The following is a 25,831-nucleotide window of genomic DNA, read 5'->3' as shown; positions in this document are numbered from 1 at the left end:
CGCCCTAGCTGTGCGTTGGGCGGGTGTCACCCCTTGGCTGGGGGCGGCGGATGCCCACATTCTGGGCCGAGGACAAAGCACGGACATGACGGGTTACGCAGCAACACGACAGGACCGGATCATCGGGGCGGGCGGTGCGGCGGCGCTGGTCGGGCTGATCGGCTATGGGCTGGTGATGGGGCTTGGCGTCGATTTCCAGCGGCGCATCGTCGAAGATCTGACCGTCATCTCGGTGCTGCCCGCCCCCCCGCCGCCCAAGCCCGATCCGGTGCCCGCGCCCAAAAAGGCCGAGAAGCGCAAGGAGGGCGCGGCGTCGCCGCCCAATCTCAAGTCTAAGGCGACCGAAATCGTCGCGCCGCCGCCGCCGATCGTGCTGCAGCAACCGCCACCCGTCGTCGTAGCGCCGATCGCGGGCATCGGCGCAGAGCGCTCGACCGGTGCGGCACCTGTCGCTGGGCCGGGTACGGGAAGCGGCGGGCAGGGCAGCGGCACCGGCAGCGGGGATGGCGGCGACGGCGATGGCGGGGGCGGCGGGACCGATGCCGAACTCGTCAGCAATGCGCTGCGCTACCGTGACCTGCCGCGCGAAGTGTATGAATCGCAGGCGGCCGGGATGGTGACGTATCATGCGACGATTGAAATCAACGGACGGCTGAGCGATTGCCGCGTTGTGAAGTCGAGCGGCAACCGCGCGCTCGATGCCGCGACCTGTGCGCTCGCGCTACAGCATGTCCGCTTCCGCCCGGCGCGCGATGCGAGCGGGCGCAAGGTGGCGGATTCGGCGTTGTTCGAGCAGGAGTGGACCGTAACGCGCGATCCGGATCGCGCGGTGGAGCGCGATCGCTGACCGCCGAACCTGCCCAAGCAACCGGTTGAGGCTTTCGCGCGTGCCCCCCATATAGGGCGGATGCGGCTGCCCCCGATCACCGAGCTCAACGACCGCGCCCGCGACGTCTTCCGCGTCGTCGTGCAGAGCTATCTCGATACCGGCGCGCCGATCGGGTCGCGCACCATCGCGCATCTGTCGGGGCTCAACCTGTCGCCGGCCTCGATCCGCAACGTGATGCAGGATCTCGAGGAACTCGGCCTGCTCGCCGCGCCGCATACCAGCGCGGGCCGGATGCCGACCGAGATCGGCCTGCGCCTGTTCGTCGACGGGATGATGCAGGCGCTCGATCCCTCGCTCGAGGAGCGCGCCGCGATCGAACGCCAGCTCGTCCAGACCGGCCCGGTCGAGGAGGCGATCGCCGCCACCACCGCCGCGCTGTCGGGCCTTTCGGCCTGCGCGGGGATGGTGATGGTCGCCAAGCGCGAGCTGGTGCTGCGCCAGATGAGTTTCGTGCCGCTGTCGGCCGACAAGGCGCTTGCGGTGCTGGTCGGCGAGGACGGCTCGATCGAGAATCGCGTGATTGATCTGCCATCGGGGCTGCCGCTGTCGGCGCTGATCGAGGCGGGCAATTATATGAGCGCGATGCTCGGCGGCCTCACTCTGTTCGAGGCGCGGGCCAAGATCGAACGCGAACTGCTCGCCGAACGCGCCGAGCTCGACGGTGCCGCGCGCGCGCTGATCGAACGCGGCCTCGCGATCTGGAGCGAGGATGGCGAGCGCCGCCCGGTGCTGATCGTGCGCGGCCAGGCGCGGCTGATCGACGATGCCGCCGCCGCCGACCTCGAGCGCGTGCGCTATTTGCTCGACGATCTCGAGGGCAAGCAGGACATTGCGCGGCTGCTCGACAATGCCAGCGCGGGCGATGCGACGCGCATCTTCATCGGCGCCGAGACCAAATTGTTCTCGCTGTCGGGCTCGTCGGTGATCGCAAAACCGTTCCGCGGATTGGACGGTCGCGTGGTCGGCGTGGTCGGCGTGATTGGTCCGACGCGGTTGAACTATGCGCGCGTCGTGCCCATGGTGGATTATACCGCCGCGACACTCGCGCGGCTGATGGCTTAGATGGAACAGTGACGACATGATCGAAGACGAAAACACCGTGGCGAACGACGCGGCCGAGCTGCGCGAAGAAACCGCCGCAGCGGCGCCCGAGGTTGCCGAGCATGACGAGACCGCCAAGCTGCGCGCCGAACTCGCCGAATCGAAGGCTGCGGTGCTCTACGCGCACGCCGAGGCGCAGAATGTCCGTCGCCGCGCCGAGAAAGAGACCGCCGATGCGCGGGCCTACGCCTCGACCAACTTCGCGCGCGACCTGCTGTCGGTGGCTGACAATCTCTCGCGCGGGCTCGAGGCCATTCCGGCTGAACTTCGCGCCGACGAGAAGATGAAGGGTCTCGTCGCCGGGCTCGAAGCCACCGGTCGCGAGCTCGAGGCGGTGTTCCAGCGCCACGGCATCAAGAAGATGGTGGCGATCGGTGAGAAGCTCGACCCCAATTTCCATCAGGCGATGTTCGAACTGCCGAGTGATCAGACGCCGGGCACCGTCGTGCAGGAGATGCAGGCCGGGTACATGATCAAGGACCGCTTGCTGCGGCCGGCGTTGGTGGGCGTGGCCAAGGCCGGCTGAGCGCCGTTTCGCGCTGCGGCGGGTATGGGTTTGCCAGTCCCGCCGCCAAGCGTGGGTCTGTGCGTCCGGGAGCCAATGCCAGCGCCCTTATCTCGCCTTTTTTGGGCTTACCGCGCGCAACACGTGCGAGTCGGAGATGCTTCATGTCGATCAACGCCAATCTGACCGCCGACCGCCAGACCTTTGTCACGCATCTCGAATGCTCGATGACCGGCGAGCGCTACGAAGCCGACCAGCTTCACGGCCTGTCGCGCGTCGGGCGACCGTTGCTGGTGCGCTACGATCTGGACGCTGTGAAAGCCGCGCTGCCCAAGGCTACGCTCGAAGCGCGGCAGACCGATCTGTGGCGCTGGCGCGAGCTGCTGCCGGTGCGCCATACCGGCAACATCGTCAGCCTCGGCGAGATCGAGACGCCGCTGGTCGCGATCCCCAAGAGCGCGGGGAGTGCCAATGTGCTGGTCAAGGACGAAGGGCGCCTGCCGACGGGCAGCTTCAAGGCGCGCGGCCTGGTGATGGCGGTGGCGATGGCGAAGGAGCTTGGCGTCACCAAGATCGCGATGCCGACCAACGGCAATGCCGGCGCCGCGCTCGCCGCGTACGCGACGCGCTGCGGGATCGAGACGATCGTGCTGGCGCCGCAGGAAACGCCCGAAGTCAATATCCGAGAGATCGCCGCGCAGGGCGTGCGCGTCTACCGCGTCAACGGCCAGATCGATGATTGCGGCGCGATCGTCGGGCGCGGCGCTGCCGAAGGCCGGTGGTTCGACTTCTCGACCTTGAAGGAGCCGTATCGGATCGAGGGCAAGAAGACGATGGGGCTCGAGCTCGCCGCGCAGTTCGGCTGGAAGCTGCCCGATGCGATCTTCTACCCGACCGGTGGCGGCACTGGATTGATCGGCATGTGGAAGGCGTTCGACGAGCTCGAAAAGCTTGGCTGGATCGGGTCGGAACGCCCGCGCATGTACGCCGTTCAGGCGAGCGGCTGCGCGCCGATCGTCCGCGCGTTCGAGGCGGGCGAGGAACATGCCGAGCGCTGGGAAGATGCAGCAACCGTCGCCGCCGGCATCCGCGTGCCCAAGGCAGTCGGCGACTTCCTGATCCTGCGCGCGGTGCGCGCGAGCGGCGGCAAGGCGCTTGGCGTCGGCGATCCCGCGATCCTGAAAGCGGTCGACGATTGCGCGAAAAAGGACGGGCTGCTGCTCTGCCCCGAAGGCGGCGCGACGCTCGCCGCCTATCGCGAGGCGTTGCGCACCGGCGAAGTCGACGAGGCGGAGCGTGTCGTGCTGTTCAACTGCGCGACCGGGCTCAAATATCCGATGCCCGAGGCCAACGCCGCGGTCGACCGGTTCGGCGAGATCGATCTCGGCGCGCTGTGAAGCGCGCTGACATCGCTTATTATTAGGGCCGCCTATTGCCGTATTGACAGCGTTGCCATGAGCCCACACGGTTTGGCGGCCGCCGTCCGGCGCCGCAGAGCCCGTGTACGAGAGCTTAGCCTATGGCCGTTGAACATCCCGTGCCCGATCTCGTTCCGAGATCGACTGCGGAATCGATTGCGGCGAAGGTGCGCTTTCTTGATGGCGCGGGGCGGGTCGCGACGCTGTTGCGGACGCGCGACTGGCGCGATCATCCGCTCGGACCGCCCGCGGATTGGCCCGCCACGCTCAAGCTCAGCGTCAGCCTCTGCCTGCGCGCGCGCTTTCCGAGCGCGGTCTATTGGGGCGCCGATTTCTGGCTGATCTATAACGACGCGTGGACCGGTATTGCCGATGGTGATGCTGACGGGTCCAAGCTCGCACGCCCGGTGGCGGAGACGCGGCCCGAACTGTGGCCGATGATCGAACCGCACTTCCGTCGTACGTTCGAGACCGGCGAAGGCGCGACCTTCTCGGCGCAGCCTGTCACGATGCTCCGCGACGGGGTGCCGACGCTGACGTATTGGACCTACAACATCTCGCCGATCCAGGACGAGGATGGCACCGTCTGCGGCCTGTTCAACCAGGGCCTCGAGGTGACGGGCCATGTCGAGACCGAGCAGGCCTTGCGCGCGGCCAAACGCGAGCGCGATTTCATCCTCACCCTGGTCGAGGAACAGCGCATCCAACCCGGCCCGGACGATGTCATGCAGCACACCGCCGAGGTGCTGGGCAAGTTTCTCGAGGTCGATCGGGTCGGCTTTTTCGAGGTTACGGCCGACGATCTGCTCAAATATGGCGCGTGCTGGGTCAGCGGGCGGCTGCCAGCGCTGACCGGCACCATGCCGACGGTGATGTTCGGCAAGATGGTCGGCACGATGGTGCAGCTCGGCAATACGCTGGCGTTCAGCGCGCCTGACGACCCCGATGCGCCGCCGCAAGCCGTGCTCGGCGCGATCGGAACCAAGGCCGGGATGAGTGTGCCGCTGGTGCGCGGGGGAACACTGCAGGCGGCCCTCTATATCAGCCATGCCGACCCACGCGCCTGGACTCGCGGCGAGATCGCTTTGGTCGAGGAAGTCGCTGAACTGAGCTGGGACGCCGTCGCGCGGGTGCGCGCGGTCACCAAATTGCGCGCGCTCAATGTCGAACTCGCGAGCAAGGTCGCCGCGCGCACCGCCGAGCGCGATCAATTGTGGGAATTCAGCACCGATTTGCTGGGCATCGCGACGCGGGACGGGCGCTGGATTTCGGTCAATCCGGCATGGGAGCGGCTGCTCGGCTGGGCAAGCGAGGACATTGTCGGGCGTGACAGCCAGTGGCTGCGGCATCCCGACGATGTCGGCGGCAACGCGGCCGAGATCGCGCGGATCGCGGCGAGCGGGACGACGCACCGGCTCGAAAAGCGGCTGCGCACGCGCGACGGCGGCTATCGCACCTTCGCGTGGCAGACGACGCTGGTCGGCGACCGGCTCTATAGCAATGCGCGCGACATCACCGAGGAGCGGCGCCAAGAAGCTGCGGTGCGTGCCGCCGACGCGCGGACCCGGATCGTGCTCGACGCGATGGAGGGAGTCGGGGTGTGGACCTATGACGTCGCCCGCGACCGTTTCGACAGCGAGATCGGGTTTGCCGAGTTGTACGGCTTTACCGCCGAGCACATGCAGGCAGGTGTGTCGCTTGCCGATCTGGAGGGGCGGGTCCATCCCGACGATCGGCCGATCCTCGACGCCGCGATCGAACTTGCCCGCAAGACCGGTCAGGACGGGGCGCACGAATATCGCCTGCTGCTGCCCGATGGCAGCGTGCGTTGGGTGATGGCACGCAACCATGTCCAGCACGATGCCGCCGGCCGGCCCGAGACCGTGGTCGGCGTCGGCGTCGATGTCAGTCGCCAGCGCGAGCTCGAGGAGCGGCTGCGCCAGGCGCACAAGATGGAAGCGGTCGGGCAGCTCACCGGCGGGCTGGCGCATGATTTCAACAATCTGCTGATGGGCATTTCGGGCGCACTCGAGCTGATGCAGCTGCGCGTGCGGCAGGGGCGGATCGACGATCTGCCGCGCTATCTCACCGCAGCGCAGGCCGGCGCGGTGCGGGCTGCTGCATTGACGCACCGGCTGCTCGCTTTCTCGCGCCGTCAGCCGCTCGACCCTCGCCCGGTCCACGTTCCGCAGCTGATCGCCGGGGTCGAGGATCTCCTACGTGGAACGCTTGGCCCGGCGATCACCCTCGAGATCGCGATCGACGCTGCGAGTTGGCCGGTGCTGGCCGATGCCAATCAGCTCGAAAATGCGGTGCTCAATCTGTGCATCAATGCGCGCGATGCGAGCCCCGCGGGCGGCACGGTGCGGATCACGACCCATAACGAGACCTTCGATCCGGCGGCCGCGGCGCTGCGCGACCTCGCCCCCGGCGCCTATCTCGTGCTCTGCGTCGCCGATTCGGGAACGGGAATGAGCGCCGACGTGATCGCCCGCGCGTTCGACCCGTTCTTTACCACCAAGCCGATCGGTCAGGGGACGGGGCTCGGCTTGTCGATGATCTATGGCTTCGTTCGGCAATCGGGCGGGCAGCTGCAGATCGACTCGACCCTCGGCGAAGGCACGACAATGTGCCTGTACCTGCCGCGCCATGATGGCGCGGTCGGTGACGGCGCGCCTGCCCAGGCGGGCCCCATGCTCGGCGAGGCACAGCGCGGCGAGACCGTGCTCATCGTCGATGACGAGCCAAGCGTCCGGATGCTGGTGAGCGAAGTGCTGGGCGATCTCGGCTATGTCGCGCTCGAGGCGGCGACGGGAGGGGCAGCGCTCGAACTGCTGCGCTCGGCCGAGCGGATCGACCTGCTGGTGACCGATGTCGGGCTCCCCGGTGGGCTCAACGGCCGGCAGGTCGCCGATGCCGCGCGCGTCGCGCGGCCGACGCTGCCTGTCCTGTTCATCACCGGCTTCGCCGAGAATGCCGTCGTTGGCGACAGCGCGCTCGAGCCCGGGATGGCGTTGCTCGCCAAGCCGTTCGCGATGGAAACGCTGGCGCAGCGGATTCGCGCGATGCTTGGGGGGTGAGGCGTTACGCTGCCCGGTCGCGCGCCGTCACGGCGTCGCGACGCCGCAGATAGGGCGCGACGAGGTTGCGCGACCGGAACCATTCCTGGCGCGCCTGCGACAAGGTCGAGAAATTGCCGATCACCCGGCGGCAGTCGGGGCTGCGGCACTGGCAGATCATGTGCCAGTTCGATTCGGCGAGCGTGGTCGAATAGTCCCAGGCGATCTCCTCGCCGGCCGCGATGTCGCGCACCGCGACCAGCGTGACGCTGCCGCCGGCAAAGCGCAGGCCGGCATTAGGGTCGCAGCTATGGTTGATGAGGTCGTCGATCTTCCCCGATGGCCCCATGAAATGCTGCGGCGTCACCTGGACGAAGCGATCGCTCGAGCCACGCATCAGGCTGGGTACCTGGTCGGCACGGAAGCGGCGGCCGGTGAAGCGGATGATCGCATCGCCCTCGGCAAAGCCCTGCGCGGCATAGACCGCCTTGCCGAGATGCGTCTCGCCGACCGCGAACAGATTGGCGGCGGGGCTGTACGCGTCGAGCACGTAGAAGCGCCCCTGGCGGAAGCCGAGCGAGCGCAGCGGGTTGATCGTCGCCAGGCCGACCATGAACCATACGCTCGCATGGCACAGCAGTTCGACGAGAATATAGGCATATTCGCCGACATGCTGGTCGCCGCTGCGCGTCGCCACGAGTAAGGTGGCGAGGTCGCCGATCGACCACAGCCCCCAGGCCGGCGAGCGCTCGCGGGTGCGGTCCTGCAGCACGCTCTGCCACGTCGGCCAGAAGCTCACCGGTACGGCGACGACGACGAGCATGTGCGCCCAGAAGGCATTGCGCGAGACGATCCACAGTGTCAGCGCGGCGAGGCACGCGGCCATGCAGAACAGCTCGCCGCGTGAGGGCGCGTTCCACACCGAGCGGCGCCAGATGCCGATCGTTACTGCGGCGCACGCACAGGCAGAGAGAGCGAACACCCAGCCGGGGAGCGCGCTCGGATTGACCGCGGCATAAGTGGCGGCCTCGACCGCGGTGGCGGCGCTCCAGATCAGCCAGGAGGCGCGGTTGGGCTGGACGAGATGGCGACGCAGGCCGACCAGGTACAGACCATAGCCGACCAAGCTGCATGCGATCGCAATCAGGAACCAGGGATCGATCGGCATGCCCGCGCACCGTTAAGGTTAATCCGATGCGTATCGCATCTGCCGACTCGCGTCCATGAAAAGCTAGGAATCTCCACGAGTCGCGCCGAATTCCGATGCTTTGGAATCGGTTAGGACCGGCCGATTCGGGCGATGATCTCGCCGTAGATCGCGGTGAGCGCGACCAGGTCCGCCACCGCCACCGCCTCGTCGAGCTTGTGCATCGTCGCGTTGACCAGACCGAATTCGACCGTCGGGCATAGCGCCGAGAGAAAGCGCGCGTCGGACGTGCCGCCGGTGGTCGAGAGCGCTGGCACCAACCCGGTCTGCGCTTCGATCGCGGCGCCGATCAGCGCCGAGAATGGTCCCGGTTCGGTGAGGAACGCCTCGCCCGAAATCCGTGCGATAACGGTCGCGGCGGGATCATGTCGGTGGACGAGCGCTTCGATGCGATCGACCAATGCCGCCCCCGACTGTTCGTCGTTGAAGCGGATGCTGAGGCGTGCCGTCGCCTTTGCCGGGATGACGTTGGTCGCGGGGTTGCCGACGGTGATGTCGGTGACCTCGATGTTCGACGGCTGGAACCAGGCATTACCCGTATCGAGCACGATCGCGTCGATCTCGGCGAGCATCGCGACCAGCCGCGGGATCGGATTGTCGGCAAGTTGGGGATAGGCGACATGGCCCTGCTTGCCCGGCACCGCGATCCACAGATTGACCGAGCCGCGGCGACCGATCTTGACCATGTCGCCGAGCTTTGCCGACGACGTCGGTTCGCCGACCAGGCAGTAATCGGGCCGCACGCCCGTCTCCGCCATCCGCTCGATCAGGCTGCACGTGCCGTAGGTGGCGGGGCCTTCCTCGTCGCCGGTCAGGATAAGGCTGAGCGGGACACCGGCTTCGGCGGGGATTGCGGCGATGAAGGCGGCAATCGCACCCTTCATGTCGACCGCGCCGCGTCCGTACAGCAGGTCGCCGCGAATCTCGGGCGCGAACGCGCCGCTCGTCCAGCCCTCGCCGGGGGGCACGACGTCGAGATGCCCGGCAAAGGCGAGGTGCGGGCCGGTGCCGGCGCGGGTCGCGAGCAGATTTTCGACCGGGCCGTCGGGGGCTTCGCCAACAGTGAAGCGATCGACCGTGAAGCCGAGCGGCACCAGCGCGGTCTCGACCAGGTCGAACACCGTCCCACGCGCTGGCGTCACGCTCTCGCAAGCGAGCAACGCCTTGGCGAGGGTGATGCAATCGGGCAGGTTGGCGGGGCTATCCATGGAGGCGACATTGCCCAAGCTCGACCTCGATACAATCCCGCAAACCAATGCGACGGGCTATCCGCCGCCGTTCGATGCACCGGTGCAGGGGCGCTGGTACCGCCGGCTCGCGCCACCGAGCGGGCTGACGCATTTCGGGGCGAGCCATGTCACGCTCGAGCCCGGCGGATGGTCGTCACAGCGGCACTGGCATGCCGATGAGGACGAGTTGGTCGTGATGCTGTCGGGCGAGGCGGTTCTGGTCGAAGACGGCGGCGAAACGCTGCTGCGCGCGGGCGACGTCGCGACGTTTGCGGCCGGGGTCGAGGATGGGCATCATCTACAGAACCGCAGCGATGCTGCCTGCGTGTTCGTCGCGATCGGTGCCGGGCCGCGGCTGCAGGGCGGAGCGTATCCCGATATCGACATGCGCTTCCTGCCTGGCGGCTACGAGCGCAAGGACGGGACGCCGTACGAGACCCAGCGCCTGCCGTAGGCGATCACGCGGTGGCGGGCTGCTCGAACTGTTCGATCACCCATTCCTCTTCCTGCGCCGACGCGATCCAATCCTGCAGGAAGGGATGGTGCAGCACCGCGTCCATGTACGGCGCGGCAAAGCGCGCGATCGGCAGGCTGTAGGTGACGATCCGCGTGACGACCGGCGCATACATGATGTCGGCCGCGCCGAACGTGCCGAACAGGAAATCGCCCTCGCCACCGAAGCGCGCGCGCGCCTGCGCCCAGAGCTCCATGATCCGCTCGAGATCGGCGAGCACGTCGGCATCGGGGGCGACGGGCGGGAAGATCTGGCGGACGTTCATGCTGTGCTTGCGGCGCAAAGCGGTGAAGCTCGAATGCATTTCCGCCGCCATCGAGCGTGCCATTGCGCGCGCGGCGTCATCGGCCGGCCAGAACAGATCGCGCGAGGTTTTCTCGGCGAGATATTCGACGATCGCGAGGCTGTCCCACACCACCGCATCGCCGTCCCACAGGATCGGCACCTTGCCCGAGGAGGGGGCGAACTCGTCGCCTTCGCGGCGCCTGTCCCACTCGGCGTCGTAGAGCGGGACGACCGCTTCTTCGAACAGCAGGCCCGATTGCTTGCACGCGAGCCAGCCGCGCAGCGACCAGGAGGAATAGGCCTTGTTGCCGATGATCAGTTTCATGGCACCCTGCCTAAGCGAGCGCGGAACGCCGTGCAACCGCATCCGCGGTAGCGCGCGGCGCCGCAATCGCGCATGAGCGCGGGCATGAATCGCAATGCGCCTTATGCCGTCCGCCTCGTCTCGATTGTGTGGCGCCGGCGCGGTGCGCGGCAGGCGGGGATGCAACTCGGCCGGTTGCGGCGGCGGCTGGCGACCGGGGTCGGCGCGGTGCTGCTCGGGCTCATCGCGTTGGTCTTTGCCGGCGCGAGCGATCGCGCACAGGCGCTGTTCAGCGGGTTCGTCACGCGCTTCCCCTATGCGCCGATCGCGCTGAGCCCGGCGCTGTTCGCGCTCGTCGTGTGGGTGACGCGGCGTACCGCGCCCTATGCGCGCGGATCGGGGATCCCGCAGGTGATCGCCGCAAGCCGCGCGCCTGACACGCCGCCGAGCAACGCGCTCGTCTCGCTGTGGACGGCGTGCGTGAAACTGGTGCTGACGATCGTGATGCTGCTCGGCGGCGCATCGGTCGGGCGCGAGGGTCCAACGGTGCAGATCAGCGCGGCGATCATGGTCAAGGTCCATCGCTATTTCCGCGTGCCGATCACCTCGGGCGTGCTGATCGCTGGCGGCGCGGCGGGCGTCGCGGCGGCGTTCAACACGCCGCTCGCGGGTGTTGCGTTCGCGATCGAGGAGCTTGCTGCGGCGTATGAGCAGCGCGTCGCGGTGCTGGTGATGGGCGCGGTGATGATCGCCGGCTTGGTCAGCCTCGGGATCGCCGGCGACTATGTCTATTTCGGCGCGATGCATGCGACGCTGGGGGTGTCGGCGGTGCTGCTCATCACGCCGGTCGCAGGCGTGCTTGGCGGTGCCGCGGGCGGGCTGTTCTCGCGGCTGGTGCTGGGCTTTGCGGGGGCGCAGTGGCGGCCGATCGTGACGGCGCGAGCGCATCCGATCGCGTTTGCCGCCGGGTGCGGGCTCGTCGTGGCGGTGCTCGGGATCGTGACGGGCGGGGCCACCTGGGGCACCGGCTATGGCGCGACGCGTGCCTTGGTCGAGGGACATGGCCAGTCGGACTGGTTCGGGCCGGCCAAGTTCCTCGCCGCGCTCGCCACCACTCTCAGCGGCGCGCCGGGCGGGATCTTCGCGCCGTCGCTCGCGGTGGGGGCGGGGTTCGGCAATCTGCTGAGCGGACTGTTTGCGGGCCAGCCGGCGGGCGCGGTCGTGCTGCTGGGGATGACCGCTTACTTCGTCGGCGTGGTGCGCGCGCCGCTGACCGCGGTGATCATCGTGATGGAGGCGACCGCGGCGCGCGGGCCTGATCCTGCCCTTGTTCGCGACTGCGCTGATCGCCGATGCGGCGAGCACGCTGGTCTGCCGCGAGCGGCTGTATCACGGGCTCGCCAAGCCGTTCGTGGCACTGGTGGAGGGCAAGGCGTGACGCAGAGACACGATTTTACCGCGCGGATCGCTTGGACGGGGAACCGTGGAACGGGGACGCAGAGCTATCGCGGTTACGACCGGACCTGGGACATCGCGACCCCCGGTGGGGCAGTGGTGGCGTGCTCGAACGACCCGCGGCTCGGCGGCGATCCGGCGTTGCCCAATCCCGAGGATCTGCTGCTGGCGAGCTTAGCGGGGTGCCATATGCTGTGGTATCTGCATCTGGCGAGCGTCGCGGGGGTGGTGGTGCGTGGCTATGCCGATGATCCCATCGGCGTGGGGGAGAGCGAACCGGATGGAACCGGGCGCTTCGTGAAGGCGTTCCTGCGGCCGCGGATCGAAGTGGCTGCGGGGAGTGACCTGACGGTGGCCGATGCGATCCATGCGCGGATCCATGCGCATTGCTTCATCGCGCGGTCGGTGAACTTTCCGGTTGAGATCGCGGCGACCTACGTCGAGGTCTGAAGGCGCGCCCCGCACAATCCTCCCCCGCCAGGGGGAGGTGGCGCCGAAGGCGACGGAGGGGGCGGTCGGCGGTCAGCTCTCAATTCCTCCCCGTCGCTCGATCGCAACGGCAAGGATCTGGCGCATCACGTCGTCGAAATTTGTCAGCATATCGATTGCCGGATAGCGAAGGACTCGCAATCCCCGCGCTGCGAGCCAAGCGTCGCGCTTGGCGTCTCGCTCCGGCCGATCGCCGCGGGCGTGCGCCTCGCCATCGACCTCGATAGCGAGGCGTGGGGGCGCGCAGTAGAAATCCAGAACATAGTCGCCGACCGCGTGCTGTCTGCGAAACCGCAGGCCAGCCTCATTCCGGCGCAACGCCAGCCAGAGCGCGATTTCAGGCGGTGTCATTTCCTGCCGCAGCCGCTTGGCATTCTGCTTGCCGTTCGCCGCCCCTTCGAGCCGCATCGCCGACCGCCCCCTCCGTCACGCTGCGCGTGCCACCTCCCCCTAACGGGGGAGGATTGAAAGTTAAGGGCGCGCCGATACCGCGTCTAGGTTCCGCGCACCGCCTCGATCACCGCTGCGCGCAGCTCAGGGATGCCGAGCCCGGTCTCGCTCGACGTCACCAGGATTTCGGGATGCGCCGCGGGGCGCTTGCGTGCCTCGACCGCGGTCGCCTCGGTGACCTCGACCAGCTCCGACGCCTTGATCTTGTCGGCCTTGGTAATGACCATCCGGTAGCTCACCGCCGCCTTGTCGAGCATCTCGAGAATGTCGCGATCGACCTCCTTGATGCCGTGGCGCGCGTCGATCAGTACCAGGGCGCGCTTGAGCACGTCGCGCCCGCGCAGGAAGTCGTTGACCATGAAGCGCCACTTCTTGACCAGATCCTTCGGCGCCTTGGCATAGCCATAGCCCGGCATGTCGACCAGCCGGAACGCCAGCGGATTGCCGACGTCGAAGAAGTTCAGCTCCTGCGTCCGGCCCGGCGTGTTCGACGTGCGCGCGAGCGAATTGCGGTTGGTCAGCGCGTTGAGCAGCGATGACTTGCCGACGTTCGAGCGGCCGGCGAAGGCGACTTCGTTGACCGTCGGCTCGGGAATGAACTCCAGCGTCGGGGCGGATTTCAGGAACGCGATAGGCCCGGCGAAGAGTTTCCGCGCGATCTCGATGTCTTCTGGTTCGAAGCTCACTTCTTCACCGCCGGCTCTTTGAGGCCCGGGTGCCGCGCGTACAGCAGGCGCTGCTGCGCGACGGTCCACAGGTTCGAGGTGATCCAATAGACCTGCAGGCCGACCGCGAACGGCGCCATCACGAACATCAGCACCCACGGCATGATCGCGAACACCTGCTTCTGCGCATCGTCCATCGGCGCGGGGTTCAACTTGAACTGGAAGAACATCGACACGCCAAGCAGCACCGGCACGATGCCGATCGCGAGGAACGGCGGCAGGTGGTAGGGCAGATAGCCGAACAGGTTGAGGATCGTCGCGGGATCGGGCGCCGACAGATCGTGGATCCAGCCGACGAACGGCTGATGGCGCATCTCGATCGTCAGCATGAGCACCTTGTAGAGCGAATACATGATCGGGATCTGGATCAAGGTCGGCAGGCAGCCCGCAAGCGGGTTGACCTTCTCGGCCTTGTACAGCGCCATCACCTCCTGCTGCGCGCGCGCCTTGTCGTCCTTATATTTCTCCTGGATCGCCTTCATCTTCGGCTGGATCGCCTTCATCGCCGCCATCGAGGCGAACTGGCGCTGTGCGACGGGGAAGATGACGGTGCGGATCGTAACGGTGAGCAGGATGATCGCGACACCGAAATTGCCGATCATGCGGAACAGCCAGTCGAGGTACTTGAAGATCGGCTTCTCGAGAATCTCGAACCAGCCCCAGTCGATCGCCTTGCCGAAATGCTGGATGCCGAGGCGATCCTCATAGCGGTCAAGCGTGTTGGTCTCCTTCGCGCCCGCGAAGAACTTGGCGGTCGAGACGAGCGCCTTGCCCGGTGCGATGACCCGCGGCGCCTGTGTGAAGTCGCCCTGGAAGGTGTCGCCATTGGCGGCGTGGAAGCCGGCATGGACCTGCGCCTTGGGGTCGGGGATGACGGCGGCGAGGAAATATTTGTCGCCGAAGCCGAGCCAGCCGCCCTTGGCGTCGAAGAAATTGTCGCCGGCCTTGGCGTTGCTGCCCCAGATCTTGCCAAGGAAGGTCGCGTCCTTGCCCTTCAGATTGTCGAAGGTGATGTCATATGTCGCGCCTTTGTCGAACACGCCGATCGGGCCGATATGGTTGGTCCAGGTGTCGGCCTCGGTGCCGACGCCCGAGCGCGAGACGAGCGCGTAGGGGCGCAGCGCTACGGCCGCGGGACCGGCATTGCCGACGCTCTGGCGCACGGTGAACATGTATTTCGAATCGATCGCGAAGGTCAGCGCGAAGATTTGGCCCTTGCCGTTCGCCCAGCGCAGCGTGACCGGCGTCGTGGGGGTGAGCGCACCACCGCTCGCGGTGAAGACCGTGTCGCCATTGGGGACGGTGACGCCGTCGCCATTCCAGCCGAAGCCCGCGAAATAGGCGTCCTTGGTGCCGCGCGGGGACAGCAGGCGGATTGGCGGCGAGTTCTTGTCGATCGTCTGCTTGTAGTTGGTGAGCGTCAGATCATCGATCCGCGCACCCTTGAGATTGATCGAGCCCTGGAGATCGGCGGTGCGGATCGGCACGCGCGGGCTCTCGGCCTGGACGATCTTCAGATCGCGCACGGCGGCGGCCCCAGTCGCGGCAGGGCCGGTCGGGGTGTTGACGACCTGGCTCTTGCCATCGACCATCTTCGTGGCGGGCGGATTCGCCGCGCGCGGGAAGAAGCGCGCCGACAGGAAATTCCCGCCGAACAGGATGATCGCGGCGAGCACCGCGAACAGGATGAAATTGCGGGTATCTTGTTTCACGCTAGCGGTATCCGTTCGTCACTCGCAGGAGTCCTTAGGGCACAGGATCGGGTCCGAACCCGCCCCAGGGATGGCATCGCGCGATTCGCTTGGCCGCCAACCACCCACCTTTCACCGCGCCATAGCGGCGTAAGGCGGTGATTGCATAGGCGGAACAGCTTGGTTGATAGCGGCAGGAGGGCGGGAGGATCGCCGACGGTCCGACTTGCCAGGCGCGGACGAGCAGGACGAGGAGGCGGGTCAGCATGGCAGCGCTCCGTTACCACGGGTCCATCCGTCACCGCGCGCAGCACGGGCGATCCGGGCGTTGCGCGGTCTGCGGAGTGGACCCCGGCACGAGGCCGGGGTGACGGTGGGGCGCGACGTGATCACCGCGCCACCTTGGCCAGCGCCTTGACCAGCTCGGCGCGGAGCACGGCGTAATCGCGCTCGATCCCGCCATTGCGGCCGATCAGCACATGGTCCGCGCCGCGCACGCCCGAATCGGGGAGCACGTCACGCGCCAAAGCGCGCAACCGGCGTTTCATCCGGTTCCGCACCACGGCATTGCCGATTTTCTTGGTGACGGTGAAGCCGACACGCATGTCGCTCGATCCGTCGTCGCGCGCGCGCACCTGCAGGACGAAGCCCGGCATCGGCGCACGCTTGCCAGCGTTCGCCGCGAGAAAATCGCGGCGAATCTGGAGGTTGGTTAGGCCGACAGCTTCTTGCGACCGCGATTGCGGCGTGCGCGAATCACGTTGCGGCCGCCCGGCGTCGCCATGCGCGAGCGGAACCCGTGGCGGCGTGCGCGCACCAGATTGCTCGGCTGAAAGGTCCGCTTCATCGTTCATTCCCTAAAATTCTGCCCGGGGCACGTCTAAATAGAAAAGGGCCGCCACGAGGACGGCCTTTGGTGGGCTGCGCATAAATGCGAGGGGCGGCAAAGTCAACGCGGACGATCGTTCGGCGGCGGTGCGAGAATTTCGGCGAGGCGTTGGCGGAAGGTCAGCGGCGGACCATCGGCCCGAACTACCTTGTCGCGCGCGCGACGGCGCGCGGCGCTTTGGCGGCGTAGCCCCATATCGGCATAATGGCCGAGTTTGGGCCAGCGGCGGTTGGTATCGACGAACACCCGCTTTGCGCGGTGCGAGTTCTGCAGCATCAGCGCGAGCCCGGCTGCGAAGACGAAAATCCCGCCCGGACCCGGAATTGCGCCGACCAGCGGCGAGAGAATCACCAGCACGACGCCGGTCGAGAACCACAAGGTCCGGAGCATGGGGTGGCGCGGCGGCTTCATCGACGACCGATGTGGGCAACGACGATCACTAAGACAAGTCGCGCGTCTGGATCACGTATTCGTAACGTTCCTAATTCCGTTATACCGTCGGCACTTACTGGGGGGTGAGGGGATGGTCGCGAGCGTATCCACGGTGGCGTATCTCGGGCTCGAGGCGCGTGCGGTCGAGGTCCAGGTGCAACTGATCCCCGGTTTGCCCGGTTTCTACGTCGTCGGGCTCGGCGACAAGGCGGTCGGCGAGAGTCGCGAGCGCGTGCGCGGCGCGATCGCGGCGATGGGGCTCGCGCTGCCGCCCAAGCGAATCGTCGTCAATCTGTCGCCCGCCGATTTGCCGAAGGAAGGATCGCATTTCGATCTGCCCATCGCGCTCGGGCTGCTCGCGGCGATGGGGGTGGTCGATGCCGAGATGTTGAGCGAGTATCTCGTCGTCGGCGAGCTCAGCCTCGACGCGCGGATCGCGCCGTCGCCCGGCGTGCTGCTCGCGGCGTTGCATGCCGCCGAGCGCGCGCTCGGGTTGATCTGCCCGGCGGCGCAGGGCGCGGAGGCGGCCTGGGCGGGGCAGGGGGTGATCGCCGCGCCCGACATCCTGTCGCTGATCAATCACTTCAAGGGACATGGGCTGCTCGCGATGCCTGCACCGGGCGCGATCGAGCCGCCGCTCGCCGGACCCGATCTGCGCCAGGTCAAGGGGCAGGAGACCGCCAAGCGTGCGCTGGAGATCGCGGCGGCGGGGGCGCACAATCTGTTGATGGTCGGGCCACCGGGTTCGGGCAAGTCGCTGATGGCGTCGTGCCTGCCCGGCATCCTGCCACCGCTCGACGCAGCCGAGGCCTTGGAAGTGTCGATGGTGGCGAGCGTCGCGGGAACGCTGAGCGGTGGACGCCTCACGCGGGCGCGGCCGTACCGCGCGCCGCACCATTCGGCCTCGATGGCGGCGCTGGTCGGCGGGGGGTTGAAGGTCAAGCCGGGCGAGGTCAGCCTCGCGCATCTCGGTGTGCTGTTCCTCGACGAGCTTCCCGAATTTCAGCGCGCGGTGCTCGATTCGCTGCGCCAGCCGCTCGAGACCGGATCGGTCAGCGTCGCGCGCGCCAATGCGCACGTCACCTTTCCCGCGCGCGTCCAGCTGATCGCGGCGATGAACCCGTGCCGCTGCGGGCATCTCGGCGATGCGGCACTCGCGTGTTCGCGCGCGCCGCGTTGCGCCGCGGACTATCAGGCGAAGGTGTCGGGGCCGCTGCTCGACCGGATCGACCTGCACGTCGAGGTGCAGGCGGTGAGCGCCGCCGATCTCGTGCTGCCGCCGCCCGCCGAAGGATCGGCCGAGGTCGCCGCGCGCGTCGCGGCGGCGCGCGCGGTACAGACACGGCGCTATGCCGATCATCCGGTGCGGACCAATGCCGAGGTCGATGGCGACCTGCTCGACGCGGTGGCGACCCCCGATGATCCTGGCCGGGCATTGCTAGCGCAGGCGTCGGCGGCGATGGGGCTATCGGCGCGGGGCTATACGCGCGTGCTGCGCGTTGCGCGGACGATCGCCGATCTCGCCGGGGTCGAGCAGGTCGCGCGGCTCCATATCGCCGAGGCGCTGAGCTATCGTCGGCAACCACCGCGCGCTTGAGCGCGTTGGTGCACGGCGACTTGCTAGCGAAACGTTTGCCAGCGACACTGACGCGTGCGCGCGACGCACCTAATAGGGGGACCGAGCGATGGAATGGATGATCTTGCCGTTGAAGCGCTACGCGCAGTTCAACGGCCGCTCGCGCCGCAAGGAATATTGGATGTGGATCCTGTTCCAGGTGCTTGTCGGCATCGTGCTCAGCTTTGTCGATGCAGCACTCGGGCTTGGCGGCCAGGCGACGGGCGCGACGAGTTCGGTGCCGGGCAGCGTCGCCGCGGCGGGCAATCTGCGCGGCGGGATCCTCAGCAACATCTTCTCGCTCGCGGTGCTGCTGCCCAACATCGCGGTCGCGGTGCGGCGGATGCACGACATCAACCGCAGCGGCTGGTACATCCTGCTGCCGATGGTCCCGGTGTTCGTCGCGATCTTCGCCATGGCGGGCAGTGCGGCGTCGGGCAACACGGGCGTGATGATCGTGGCGGGCGTCGCGGGGCTTGCCGCACTGATCTGCAGCATCCTGGTGTTCGTCTGGTATTGCACCGCCGGCACGCCGGGCCCCAACCGCTTCGGCAACGATCCCAAGGCGGACGTGCCCGCCGATCTGGCGCGGACCTTCGAATAGACGGCGCTATGCGCGCCGGACCATAGTCTGCTAACCGAGATTATTATCACCGGTTCGGTCCACGGCGCGTATCTGCCATTGGCGATGGGGTGGTACGGAGATTTTCATGCCGTACGTCGAAGATCCCCCCGTCGCGCCTGTCCCCCCGGAGGATCGTCCGCCTGGCGAAAGCACGCTCGCGCTGTTGCGGCGGCATTCGGGCGCGGCGCTCGGGATCGCGGTCGTGCTTGCCGCGACGGTCGGCGGCTTTGCCTATGTCGGTGGGTTCCTGACCCCCGACCGGCTCGGCGCCGACAAGATCGCCAATGCGCTCGAGGCGACCGGCGGCGGCGCCCATGCCGGCTTCCGCCGCGCGCATGCCAAGGGCATCTGCATCGCCGGGACCTTCACCGGCAGCGCCGCGGCGCGCGGCCTGTCGAGCGCGAGCGTGTTCGATGGCCGGCCCGTTCCGGTCACGGGCCGCTTCGCCGAGGCGACGCCCGACCCGTATGCCAAGGACCCGATGGTCGGCGTGCGCAGCATGGCGCTGCGGCTGCAGCCGGTCGGTGGGGACGAGTGGCGGATGGCGATCAACGACACGCCGGGCTTGCACGTCTCGACGCCCGAGGCCTTTTACGAAAACGCGCTCGCCTCGGTTCCCGATCCCAAGACCGGCAAGCCCGATCCGGCGAAGGTGACGGCCTATCTCGCCAAGCACCCCGAATCGGCGGCGTTCCTCGCACGCATGAAGGCCAAGCCGCTCGCGTCGGGCTTCGCCAATGACAGCTATAACAGCGTCGACGGCTTCCTCTTCGTCGCGCCCGACGGGACGCAGCGGCTGGTCCGCTGGACGATGCAGGCCGAGGCGCCGTTCGCCACGCTGACGCCTGCGACGCGTGCGGGACGATCGGCCAATTACATGTTCGAGGATCTGCTCGCGCGGGCCACGACGGGCCCGCTCAAGTGGCGGCTGGTCGCGACGCTCGCGCAGCCGGGCGATCCCAATCGCGCGGCCGAAGTCTGGCCGGAAAACCGGCCCAAGGTCGATCTCGGTGCATTGGTGATCGACCATGTCGAGAGCGAAGCGACCGGCAATTGCCGCGACATCAATTTCGATCCGCTCGTGCTGCCGGCGGGAATGCTGCCGTCGGACGACCCGATCCCGTTCGCGCGATCGGCCGTCTATGCGACCTCGTTCCGCCGCCGCACGCGCGAACACACGCCGCCGAGCGCGGTCGCCAACCAATCCGCGGGGACCCGGCCATGAGCGCTTCGACCGACCGCTTTCCGCTCGCCTCGCGCATCCTGCATTGGGGGATGGCGGTGCTCGTGCTGGCGATGCTGCTGATCGGCATCGGCATGGTGAGCACCACCGGGCCCGATTATTATCGCTTCCTGTCGGTGCACCGCTCGATCGGCATCGCGATCCTCGTGCTGGTCGCGATCCGGCTGGTCAACCGCGCGATCAACCCGCCGCCGCCGCTGCCGCACGATCTGCCGGGCTGGCAGAAGGCGCTCGCGAGCGTGTCGCACTGGCTGCTCTACGGTTTGATGATCGTGCTGCCGATCATCGGTTGGGCGATGCTGTCGGCCGGCGGCTACCCGATCCAGGTGTTCGGCGTGGTGTATCTGCCGGCGATCCTGCCGCACGATGTCGCGCTGTTCGCGGTGCTGCGGACGCTGCACACGGTGTTCGCGGTCTTGTTGTTCGCGACCTTCCTCGCGCATCTCGGTGCCGCGCTGTTCCATGGCTGGATCCGCCGCGACGGCGTGCTCGAGAGCATGGCGTAGCCGCTCCGCTACGGCGTGGTGCGGAGTTCGTAGGGAATCCGCCCGCGCCGGTCGGGGTCGATGTGCAGATCGCTTGCGGCCGGGGGGAAGGCGCGCTGGTCGCAATCGGCGCGCGGGCAGACGCGGCACGAGCTGCCGATCGGCGTTGCGCTGCTGTCCGTGCGCAGCCCGTCGGCATAGACGAAGGCGGCTGCGTAGCGCTCCTCGCACCCCAAGGCGACAGCATAGCGGCGTGGTGCGCGCGTATAGCTGTTCGAGGGTTTGACGAGGCCCTTCGCCATCGAGACGTAGCGCACGCTGTCAGGCGTCTCGGCGAGCTGGACGAGGATGCGGTCGGGGATCGCGACGGCTTCGTGCACCACCCAGAGCGGACACGCCCCGCCGAAGCGCGCGAATTCGAGGCGAGTCGCGGAATGCCGCTTGGTGATGTTGCCCGCCATGTCGACGCGGCAAAAAAAGACCGGGATGCCGAGCGCGCCGGGCCGCTGCAGCGTCGAGAGGCGGTGGCAGGTCTGCTCGAAGCTCGTGCCGAACTGGAGCCGCAACTGATCGACATCGTGGCGACACTCACGCGCCGCCTGGCGGAAGGCGAGATACGGCATCAGCAACGCGCCCGCGGCATAATTGGTGATACCGGCGCCGAGCAATTGCTGTCCGACGCTGGTCTGCGATCCGCGTGCGGCAATGCCTTCGATCAGGTCGCCGAATTCGAGCCGGGCGAGCTGATAGGCGAGGGAGAACAGGATGCTTTCGGGCGGTTGCGATGGATCGACGTGGAGCACACCCGCCGGATCGAACGCCCGGATTGCGCTGTCGCCGGTCGCGATCGGCGCGACGCGTACGCCGAAGCGATCGCGCAGTCGCGCCTCGATCCGCCGCAGCGCCGGTCCGGGGGCGAATTCGGCGGCGATCCGCTCGGCGGCGCGGTCGATCTCGTCGATGTAGTTCTGCTGCGCGTGGAACCAGTCGCGCACCTCCTCCCACGGCAGGCGGCGCGCGCTGCCCTCGGCGCCGACCTGATCGTCGAGCGCGCGCAACTGCGCGAGATTGGCGCGCTGCGTCGCATAGAGCGCGGCGAGGCGGCGCGCGATCAGCGGGTGCTGGCGGATCACGCGTTCGATATCGCTAAGATCACCGACGACGTCGGCGACGCTCGGGTCCGAACAGGCGTCGATCACGTCCGACAGCAGTGTCTCGGTGTCGCTCGGGTCGATCGCTGACCAGTCGTGCGGATAGTGCGTCGCGAGCGCTGCCAGCACGTTGCCCGTGATCGGCCGGTCGCCGCTTTCGATCTGCGACAGATACGACACCGAGATGGCGAGAGACCGCGCCATCTCGGCCTGGCTCAGGCCGAGCTGCTTGCGCACCACGCGGACGCGGTAGCCGTCGAACGATCGGCGCGACTGGGGGACAGGCATTGTGAAGTTTCCACACGCATATTTGCAAAACCACATTTGCATAGTGTGCGCAGAGCGGCAAGACGAGCGCGACCTAAGGGAGTGCGCATGTCTTCGACCCTCGCCGAACTGGACCGCAAGCGCGAAGCCGCCCGCATGGGTGGCGGTGAAAAGCGCATCGCCGCGCAACACGCCAAGGGCAAGCTGACCGCACGCGAGCGCTTGACCGTGCTGCTTGACGAGGGCTCGTTCGAAGAGCTCGACATGTATGTCGAGCACAATTGCGTCGATTTCGGGATGCAGGACCAGATCATTCCCGGCGACGGCGTCGTCACGGGATCGGGCACGATCAACGGCCGGCTGGTGTACGTCTTCTCGCAGGATTTCACCGTGTTCGGCGGCTCGCTCAGCGAGCGCCATGCGCAGAAGATCTGCAAGATCATGGACATGGCGCTCAAGGTCGGCGCGCCCGTGATTGGCCTCAACGACAGCGGCGGCGCGCGCATCCAGGAGGGCGTCGCTTCGCTCGGCGGCTATGCCGAAGTGTTCCAGCGCAACGTTTTGGCAAGTGGTGTCGTGCCACAGATTTCTCTCATCATGGGGCCATGCGCCGGGGGTGCCGTCTATTCCCCGGCGATGACCGACTTCATCTTCATGGTGAAGGATAGCTCCTACATGTTCGTCACCGGCCCAGATGTAGTGAAGACCGTTACAAACGAGATCGTCACGCAGGAGGAACTGGGTGGAGCGGTGACGCATACCACGAAGTCGGGGGTCGCCGATGTGGCCTTCGAGAACGATATCGAGGCGCTGCTCGCGGCCCGCGACTTCGTGGACTTCCTTCCCGCTTCTAACCGCGAAGCGTCGCCCGAACGGCCGTCGTCGGACCCGTGGGACCGGATCGAGCACAGCCTCGACCAGTTGGTGCCGGCAAGCGCTAATCAGCCGTACGACATGCACGAGCTGATCCGGAAGACGGTCGACGAGGGCGATTTCTTCGAGGTCCAGCCGACGCATGCCGGTAACATCATCATCGGTTTCGGGCGGATCGAGGGGCGGACCGTCGGCTTCGTCGCCAACCAGCCGATGGTGCTGGCCGGGTGCCTCGACATCAATTCGTCGAAGAAGGCGGCGCGCTTCGTCCGCTTCTGCGACGCGTTCGAGATCCCGATCGTCACCTTCGTCGACGTGCCGGGCTTCCTGCCGGGCACCGCGCAGGAGCTGAACGGCATCATCAAGCACGGCGCCAAGCTGCTGTTCGCGTATGCCGAGGCGACCGTGCCGAAGATCACCGTGATCACGCGGAAAGCCTATGGCGGCGCGTACGACGTGATGGCGTCGAAGCATCTGCGCGGCGACCTCAATTACGCCTGGCCGACCGCCGAGATCGCGGTGATGGGCGCGAAGGGTGCGGTCGAGATCATCTTCCGCGGCCGCTCGCCCGCCGAGATCGCCGAGCAGACCGCGCAATATGAGGCGCGCTTCGCCAACCCGTTCGTCGCGGCGAGCAAGGGCTTCATCGACGAGGTGATCCAGCCGCACTCGACGCGCCGCCGGATCGCGCTCGGCTTGCGCAAGCTGCGCGGGAAAAGCCTTGAGAACCCCTGGAAGAAGCACGACAACATCCCGCTATGACCGACAAACCGACGCTCGATGCCTGGCAGGCCGCCGCTGCCAAGGAGGTCAAGGGGCGTGACCTGACCTGGCAGACCCCCGAGGGGATCGCGGTCAAGCCGCTCTACACCGCGGCCGATGTCGAGGGGATCGACCCCGGGCTGCCGGGCTTCGCGCCGTTCACGCGCGGGGTGCGTGCGTCGATGTATGCGGGGCGGTCGTGGACGATCCGGCAATATGCGGGCTTCTCGACCGCCGAAGCCTCGAACGCCTTCTACCGCCGCAATCTGGCGGCGGGGCAGAAGGGCCTGTCGGTCGCGTTCGATCTCGCGACGCATCGCGGGTATGACAGCGACCATCCGCGCGTGACCGGCGATGTCGGCAAGGCGGGCGTCGCGATCGACACGATCGACGACATGAAGATCCTGTTCGACGGCATTCCGCTCGACAAGATGTCGGTCTCGATGACGATGAACGGCGCGGTGATCCCGATCCTCGCTTTCTTCATCGTCGCGGGCGAGGAGCAGGGTGTGCCGCAGGCGCTTCTCGACGGGACCATCCAGAACGACATCCTCAAGGAGTTCATGGTCCGCAACACCTATATCTACCCGCCCGAGCCGAGCATGCGGATCATCTCGGACATCATCGCCTACACCTCGGCGCATATGCCCAAGTTCAACTCGATCTCGATTTCCGGCTATCACATGCAGGAAGCGGGCGCGACGCAGCTGCAGGAGCTGGCGTTCACGATCGCTGATGGGCGCGAGTACGCCAAGGCTGCGATGGCGAGCGGGCTCGATCTCGATGCGTTTGCGGGGCGGCTGTCGTTCTTCTTCGCGATCGGCATGAACTTCTTCATGGAGGTCGCGAAACTGCGCGCGGCGCGGAAATTGTGGCATCGCGTAATGACCGATCTCGGCGCCAAGGATGAGCGCTCGAAGATGCTGCGCACGCATTGCCAGACGTCGGGCGTGTCGCTGACCGAGCAGGATCCGTACAACAACGTGATCCGCACCACGGTCGAGGCGATGGCGGCGATGTTGGGCGGCACGCAGTCGCTCCACACCAATGCGCTCGACGAGGCGATCGCGCTGCCGACCGACTTCTCGGCACGGATCGCGCGCAACACGCAGATCGTGCTGCAGGAAGAGACGGGGATGACCAAGGTCGTCGATCCGCTCGGCGGCAGCTATTATATCGAGGCTCTCACCGAGGAGCTGGTCGACAAGGCGTGGGAGATCATCCAGCGCGTCGAGGCCGAGGGCGGCATGGCGCAGGCGGTCGCCGCGGGCTGGCCCAAGGCGATGATCGAGGAAGCCTCGGCGGGTCGCGCGGCGCGGGTCGACAAGGGTGAGGACGTCATCGTCGGCGTCAACAAGTACAAGCTCGCCGAGCAGGATCCGATCGACATCCTCGACGTCGACAATGTCGCCGTGCGGGAGTCGCAGATCGCGCGGATCGCGCGCTCGAAGGCCGGGCGCGACGAGGCGAAATGCACGGCGGCGCTCGACGCGTTGCGCGAAGGCGCGCGCGGTACGACGAACGTGCTCTCGCTCGCCGTGCAATGCGCCCGCCAGCGTGCGACGCTCGGCGAGATTTCCTCGGCGATGGAGGATGTGTTCGGCCGCTACGACACCGTGCCGACGCCGGTATCGGGCATTTACGGCGGCGCGCACGAATTCGACGCGGCGTGGCAGGGGTTGAAGGAAGGCGTCGTCTCGCTTGAGACGCGCAACGGCCGCCGCCCGCGCATGCTCGTCGCCAAGATGGGGCAGGACGGGCATGACCGCGGTGCGAACCTCGTGTCGTCGGCGTTCGGTGATCTCGGGTTCGATGTGGTGCCCGGGCCGCTGTTCCAGACGCCGTCCGAAGCCGCCAAGCTCGCGATCGACAGCGACGTCGACGTTGTCGGCGCGTCCTCGCTCGCCGCAGGGCACAAGACATTGATCCCCGAGCTGATCGGCCATCTGCGCGAGGCGGGGCGTGGCGACATCAAGGTGATCGCGGGCGGGGTGATCCCGGCGCAGGATTATCAGGTGCTGCGCGACGCTGGGGTGCAGGGGATTTTCGGGCCCGGGACCAACCTGGTCGAGGCCGCGGGCGAAGTATTGCGATTGCTGGGGCATAACATGCCGCCGGTCGAGGAAGATGTGAAATGACTGACGTACGCGAGTCCCCCTCCCGCTTGC

The 25,831-nt window shown here is 67.3% G+C and carries 24 protein-coding genes and 1 pseudogene; 14 read left to right on the top strand and 11 right to left on the bottom strand.

Annotated features, from left to right (window positions below; translation table 11 throughout):
* The first annotated feature begins 85 nt into the window (after positions 1-85).
* From ACVWYO_RS03930 to ACVWYO_RS03910, 5 genes are all read left to right on the top strand, one after another.
* Positions 86-847 (top strand): energy transducer TonB, encoded by a 762-nt coding sequence (locus tag ACVWYO_RS03930; RefSeq protein WP_457348875.1) that lies wholly within the window; start codon positions 86-88, stop codon positions 845-847.
* A 60-nt stretch (positions 848-907) separates the two neighbouring features.
* Positions 908-1,951 carry a heat-inducible transcriptional repressor HrcA gene (gene hrcA / locus ACVWYO_RS03925; protein ID WP_457348874.1) on the top strand — a complete coding sequence of 348 codons (1,044 nt, stop codon included), beginning with the start codon at positions 908-910 and terminating at the stop codon, positions 1,949-1,951.
* Positions 1,952-1,967: 16 nt separating this feature from the next.
* A complete protein-coding gene (gene grpE, locus ACVWYO_RS03920; RefSeq protein ID WP_457348873.1) occupies positions 1,968-2,516 on the top strand; it encodes a nucleotide exchange factor GrpE in 549 nt (182 codons plus the stop codon).
* Positions 2,517-2,659: 143 nt separating this feature from the next.
* Complete coding sequence (locus ACVWYO_RS03915; RefSeq protein ID WP_457348872.1) at positions 2,660-3,892, top strand: threonine synthase; 1,233 nt, start codon at positions 2,660-2,662, stop codon at positions 3,890-3,892.
* A 122-nt stretch (positions 3,893-4,014) separates the two neighbouring features.
* On the top strand, positions 4,015-6,993 hold the full coding sequence (locus tag ACVWYO_RS03910; protein WP_457348871.1) for a PAS domain-containing protein: 2,979 nt from the start codon (positions 4,015-4,017) through the stop codon (positions 6,991-6,993).
* A 4-nt stretch (positions 6,994-6,997) separates the two neighbouring features.
* Here ACVWYO_RS03910 and ACVWYO_RS03905 read toward each other — a convergent pair whose 3' ends face one another.
* Both ACVWYO_RS03905 and dapE read right to left on the bottom strand, forming a co-directional pair.
* Entirely contained in the window at positions 6,998-8,140 is a 1,143-nt protein-coding gene (locus ACVWYO_RS03905) for an SET domain-containing protein (protein WP_457348870.1), read from the bottom strand.
* A 110-nt stretch (positions 8,141-8,250) separates the two neighbouring features.
* Positions 8,251-9,387 (bottom strand): succinyl-diaminopimelate desuccinylase, encoded by a 1,137-nt coding sequence (gene dapE / locus ACVWYO_RS03900; protein ID WP_457348869.1) that lies wholly within the window; start codon positions 9,385-9,387, stop codon positions 8,251-8,253.
* Between the two features lie 10 nt (positions 9,388-9,397).
* On the opposite strand from dapE, the gene ACVWYO_RS03895 reads away from it, so the two are divergent.
* Positions 9,398-9,862: a cupin domain-containing protein gene (locus ACVWYO_RS03895; protein WP_457348868.1), complete on the top strand. Its 465-nt coding sequence runs from the start codon at positions 9,398-9,400 to the stop codon at positions 9,860-9,862.
* Between the two features lie 4 nt (positions 9,863-9,866).
* Here ACVWYO_RS03895 and ACVWYO_RS03890 read toward each other — a convergent pair whose 3' ends face one another.
* Complete coding sequence (locus ACVWYO_RS03890; RefSeq protein ID WP_457348867.1) at positions 9,867-10,532, bottom strand: glutathione S-transferase family protein; 666 nt, start codon at positions 10,530-10,532, stop codon at positions 9,867-9,869.
* 72 nt (positions 10,533-10,604) lie between these two features.
* On the opposite strand from ACVWYO_RS03890, the pseudogene ACVWYO_RS03885 reads away from it, so the two are divergent.
* A pseudogene (locus tag ACVWYO_RS03885) lies at positions 10,605-11,949 on the top strand (chloride channel protein).
* Positions 11,946-12,416: an OsmC family protein gene (locus ACVWYO_RS03880; RefSeq protein ID WP_457348866.1), complete on the top strand. Its 471-nt coding sequence runs from the start codon at positions 11,946-11,948 to the stop codon at positions 12,414-12,416. Before ACVWYO_RS03885 ends, ACVWYO_RS03880 begins: the two are co-directional and overlap by 4 nt.
* Before the next feature lie 72 nt (positions 12,417-12,488).
* On the opposite strand, the gene ACVWYO_RS03875 is transcribed toward ACVWYO_RS03880, so the two are convergent.
* From ACVWYO_RS03875 to ACVWYO_RS03845, 7 genes are all read right to left on the bottom strand, one after another.
* Positions 12,489-12,863: an endonuclease domain-containing protein gene (locus ACVWYO_RS03875; protein ID WP_457348865.1), complete on the bottom strand. Its 375-nt coding sequence runs from the start codon at positions 12,861-12,863 to the stop codon at positions 12,489-12,491.
* A gap of 86 nt (positions 12,864-12,949) precedes the next feature.
* A complete protein-coding gene (yihA, locus tag ACVWYO_RS03870) occupies positions 12,950-13,591 on the bottom strand; it encodes a ribosome biogenesis GTP-binding protein YihA/YsxC (protein WP_457348864.1) in 642 nt (213 codons plus the stop codon).
* Positions 13,588-15,342, bottom strand: coding sequence for a membrane protein insertase YidC (gene yidC, locus ACVWYO_RS03865; protein WP_457348863.1), 1,755 nt, complete (start codon positions 15,340-15,342; stop codon positions 13,588-13,590). The genes yihA and yidC overlap by 4 nt, the downstream gene beginning before the upstream one ends.
* A gap of 34 nt (positions 15,343-15,376) precedes the next feature.
* Complete coding sequence (gene yidD, locus ACVWYO_RS03860; protein WP_140846697.1) at positions 15,377-15,589, bottom strand: membrane protein insertion efficiency factor YidD; 213 nt, start codon at positions 15,587-15,589, stop codon at positions 15,377-15,379.
* A gap of 121 nt (positions 15,590-15,710) precedes the next feature.
* Positions 15,711-16,022, bottom strand: a complete 312-nt coding sequence (rnpA, locus tag ACVWYO_RS03855) for a ribonuclease P protein component (RefSeq protein WP_457354856.1) — start codon at positions 16,020-16,022, stop codon at positions 15,711-15,713.
* A gap of 11 nt (positions 16,023-16,033) precedes the next feature.
* Positions 16,034-16,168 carry a 50S ribosomal protein L34 gene (gene rpmH / locus ACVWYO_RS03850; protein WP_010162954.1) on the bottom strand — a complete coding sequence of 45 codons (135 nt, stop codon included), beginning with the start codon at positions 16,166-16,168 and terminating at the stop codon, positions 16,034-16,036.
* A gap of 102 nt (positions 16,169-16,270) precedes the next feature.
* Positions 16,271-16,621, bottom strand: a complete 351-nt coding sequence (locus ACVWYO_RS03845) for a hypothetical protein (protein ID WP_457348862.1) — start codon at positions 16,619-16,621, stop codon at positions 16,271-16,273.
* A 112-nt stretch (positions 16,622-16,733) separates the two neighbouring features.
* Here ACVWYO_RS03845 and ACVWYO_RS03840 point away from each other — a divergent pair, with 112 nt between their 5' ends.
* From ACVWYO_RS03840 to ACVWYO_RS03825, 4 genes are all read left to right on the top strand, one after another.
* Positions 16,734-18,239, top strand: coding sequence for a YifB family Mg chelatase-like AAA ATPase (locus tag ACVWYO_RS03840; protein WP_457348861.1), 1,506 nt, complete (start codon positions 16,734-16,736; stop codon positions 18,237-18,239).
* An 88-nt stretch (positions 18,240-18,327) separates the two neighbouring features.
* Entirely contained in the window at positions 18,328-18,861 is a 534-nt protein-coding gene (locus ACVWYO_RS03835) for a DUF805 domain-containing protein (protein ID WP_457348860.1), read from the top strand.
* A gap of 106 nt (positions 18,862-18,967) precedes the next feature.
* Positions 18,968-20,107: a catalase family peroxidase gene (locus ACVWYO_RS03830; protein ID WP_457348859.1), complete on the top strand. Its 1,140-nt coding sequence runs from the start codon at positions 18,968-18,970 to the stop codon at positions 20,105-20,107.
* Complete coding sequence (locus ACVWYO_RS03825) at positions 20,104-20,631, top strand: cytochrome b (RefSeq protein WP_457348858.1); 528 nt, start codon at positions 20,104-20,106, stop codon at positions 20,629-20,631. Before ACVWYO_RS03830 ends, ACVWYO_RS03825 begins: the two co-directional genes overlap by 4 nt.
* 8 nt (positions 20,632-20,639) lie before the next feature.
* On the opposite strand, the gene ACVWYO_RS03820 is transcribed toward ACVWYO_RS03825, so the two are convergent.
* Positions 20,640-22,049, bottom strand: coding sequence for a helix-turn-helix domain-containing protein (locus ACVWYO_RS03820; protein WP_457348857.1), 1,410 nt, complete (start codon positions 22,047-22,049; stop codon positions 20,640-20,642).
* Positions 22,050-22,136: 87 nt separating this feature from the next.
* On the opposite strand from ACVWYO_RS03820, the gene ACVWYO_RS03815 reads away from it, so the two are divergent.
* Together ACVWYO_RS03815 and scpA are read left to right on the top strand one after the other, a co-directional pair.
* Positions 22,137-23,663: an acyl-CoA carboxylase subunit beta gene (locus ACVWYO_RS03815; RefSeq protein WP_457348856.1), complete on the top strand. Its 1,527-nt coding sequence runs from the start codon at positions 22,137-22,139 to the stop codon at positions 23,661-23,663.
* On the top strand, positions 23,660-25,801 hold the full coding sequence (gene scpA / locus ACVWYO_RS03810) for a methylmalonyl-CoA mutase (protein WP_457348855.1): 2,142 nt from the start codon (positions 23,660-23,662) through the stop codon (positions 25,799-25,801). Before ACVWYO_RS03815 ends, scpA begins: the two co-directional genes overlap by 4 nt.
* Positions 25,802-25,831: the final 30 nt, after the last annotated feature.

The organism is Sphingomonas sp. UYP23 (genome assembly GCF_054059235.1).
Note: the sequence above shows the minus strand (reverse complement) of the source record. Positions and strands in the feature narration are given on the sequence as shown.

Excerpts from the sequence above, each read along its gene's own strand:
- ACVWYO_RS03930 (WP_457348875.1), top strand. The coding sequence starts at position 86 with ATGACGGGTTACGCAGCAACACGACAGGACCGGATCATCGGGGCGGGC.
- hrcA (WP_457348874.1), top strand. The coding sequence starts at position 908 with ATGCGGCTGCCCCCGATCACCGAGCTCAACGACCGCGCCCGCGACGTC.
- grpE (WP_457348873.1), top strand. The coding sequence starts at position 1,968 with ATGATCGAAGACGAAAACACCGTGGCGAACGACGCGGCCGAGCTGCGC.
- ACVWYO_RS03915 (WP_457348872.1), top strand. The coding sequence starts at position 2,660 with ATGTCGATCAACGCCAATCTGACCGCCGACCGCCAGACCTTTGTCACG.
- ACVWYO_RS03910 (WP_457348871.1), top strand. The coding sequence starts at position 4,015 with ATGGCCGTTGAACATCCCGTGCCCGATCTCGTTCCGAGATCGACTGCG.
- ACVWYO_RS03905 (WP_457348870.1), bottom strand. The coding sequence starts at position 8,140 with ATGCCGATCGATCCCTGGTTCCTGATTGCGATCGCATGCAGCTTGGTC.
- dapE (WP_457348869.1), bottom strand. The coding sequence starts at position 9,387 with ATGGATAGCCCCGCCAACCTGCCCGATTGCATCACCCTCGCCAAGGCG.
- ACVWYO_RS03890 (WP_457348867.1), bottom strand. The coding sequence starts at position 10,532 with ATGAAACTGATCATCGGCAACAAGGCCTATTCCTCCTGGTCGCTGCGC.
- ACVWYO_RS03875 (WP_457348865.1), bottom strand. The coding sequence starts at position 12,863 with ATGCGGCTCGAAGGGGCGGCGAACGGCAAGCAGAATGCCAAGCGGCTG.
- yidD (WP_140846697.1), bottom strand. The coding sequence starts at position 15,589 with ATGCTGACCCGCCTCCTCGTCCTGCTCGTCCGCGCCTGGCAAGTCGGA.
- rpmH (WP_010162954.1), bottom strand. The coding sequence starts at position 16,168 with ATGAAGCGGACCTTTCAGCCGAGCAATCTGGTGCGCGCACGCCGCCAC.
- ACVWYO_RS03845 (WP_457348862.1), bottom strand. The coding sequence starts at position 16,621 with ATGAAGCCGCCGCGCCACCCCATGCTCCGGACCTTGTGGTTCTCGACC.
- ACVWYO_RS03840 (WP_457348861.1), top strand. The coding sequence starts at position 16,734 with ATGGTCGCGAGCGTATCCACGGTGGCGTATCTCGGGCTCGAGGCGCGT.
- ACVWYO_RS03835 (WP_457348860.1), top strand. The coding sequence starts at position 18,328 with ATGGAATGGATGATCTTGCCGTTGAAGCGCTACGCGCAGTTCAACGGC.
- ACVWYO_RS03830 (WP_457348859.1), top strand. The coding sequence starts at position 18,968 with ATGCCGTACGTCGAAGATCCCCCCGTCGCGCCTGTCCCCCCGGAGGAT.
- ACVWYO_RS03825 (WP_457348858.1), top strand. The coding sequence starts at position 20,104 with ATGAGCGCTTCGACCGACCGCTTTCCGCTCGCCTCGCGCATCCTGCAT.
- ACVWYO_RS03820 (WP_457348857.1), bottom strand. The coding sequence starts at position 22,049 with ATGCCTGTCCCCCAGTCGCGCCGATCGTTCGACGGCTACCGCGTCCGC.
- ACVWYO_RS03815 (WP_457348856.1), top strand. The coding sequence starts at position 22,137 with ATGTCTTCGACCCTCGCCGAACTGGACCGCAAGCGCGAAGCCGCCCGC.
- scpA (WP_457348855.1), top strand. The coding sequence starts at position 23,660 with ATGACCGACAAACCGACGCTCGATGCCTGGCAGGCCGCCGCTGCCAAG.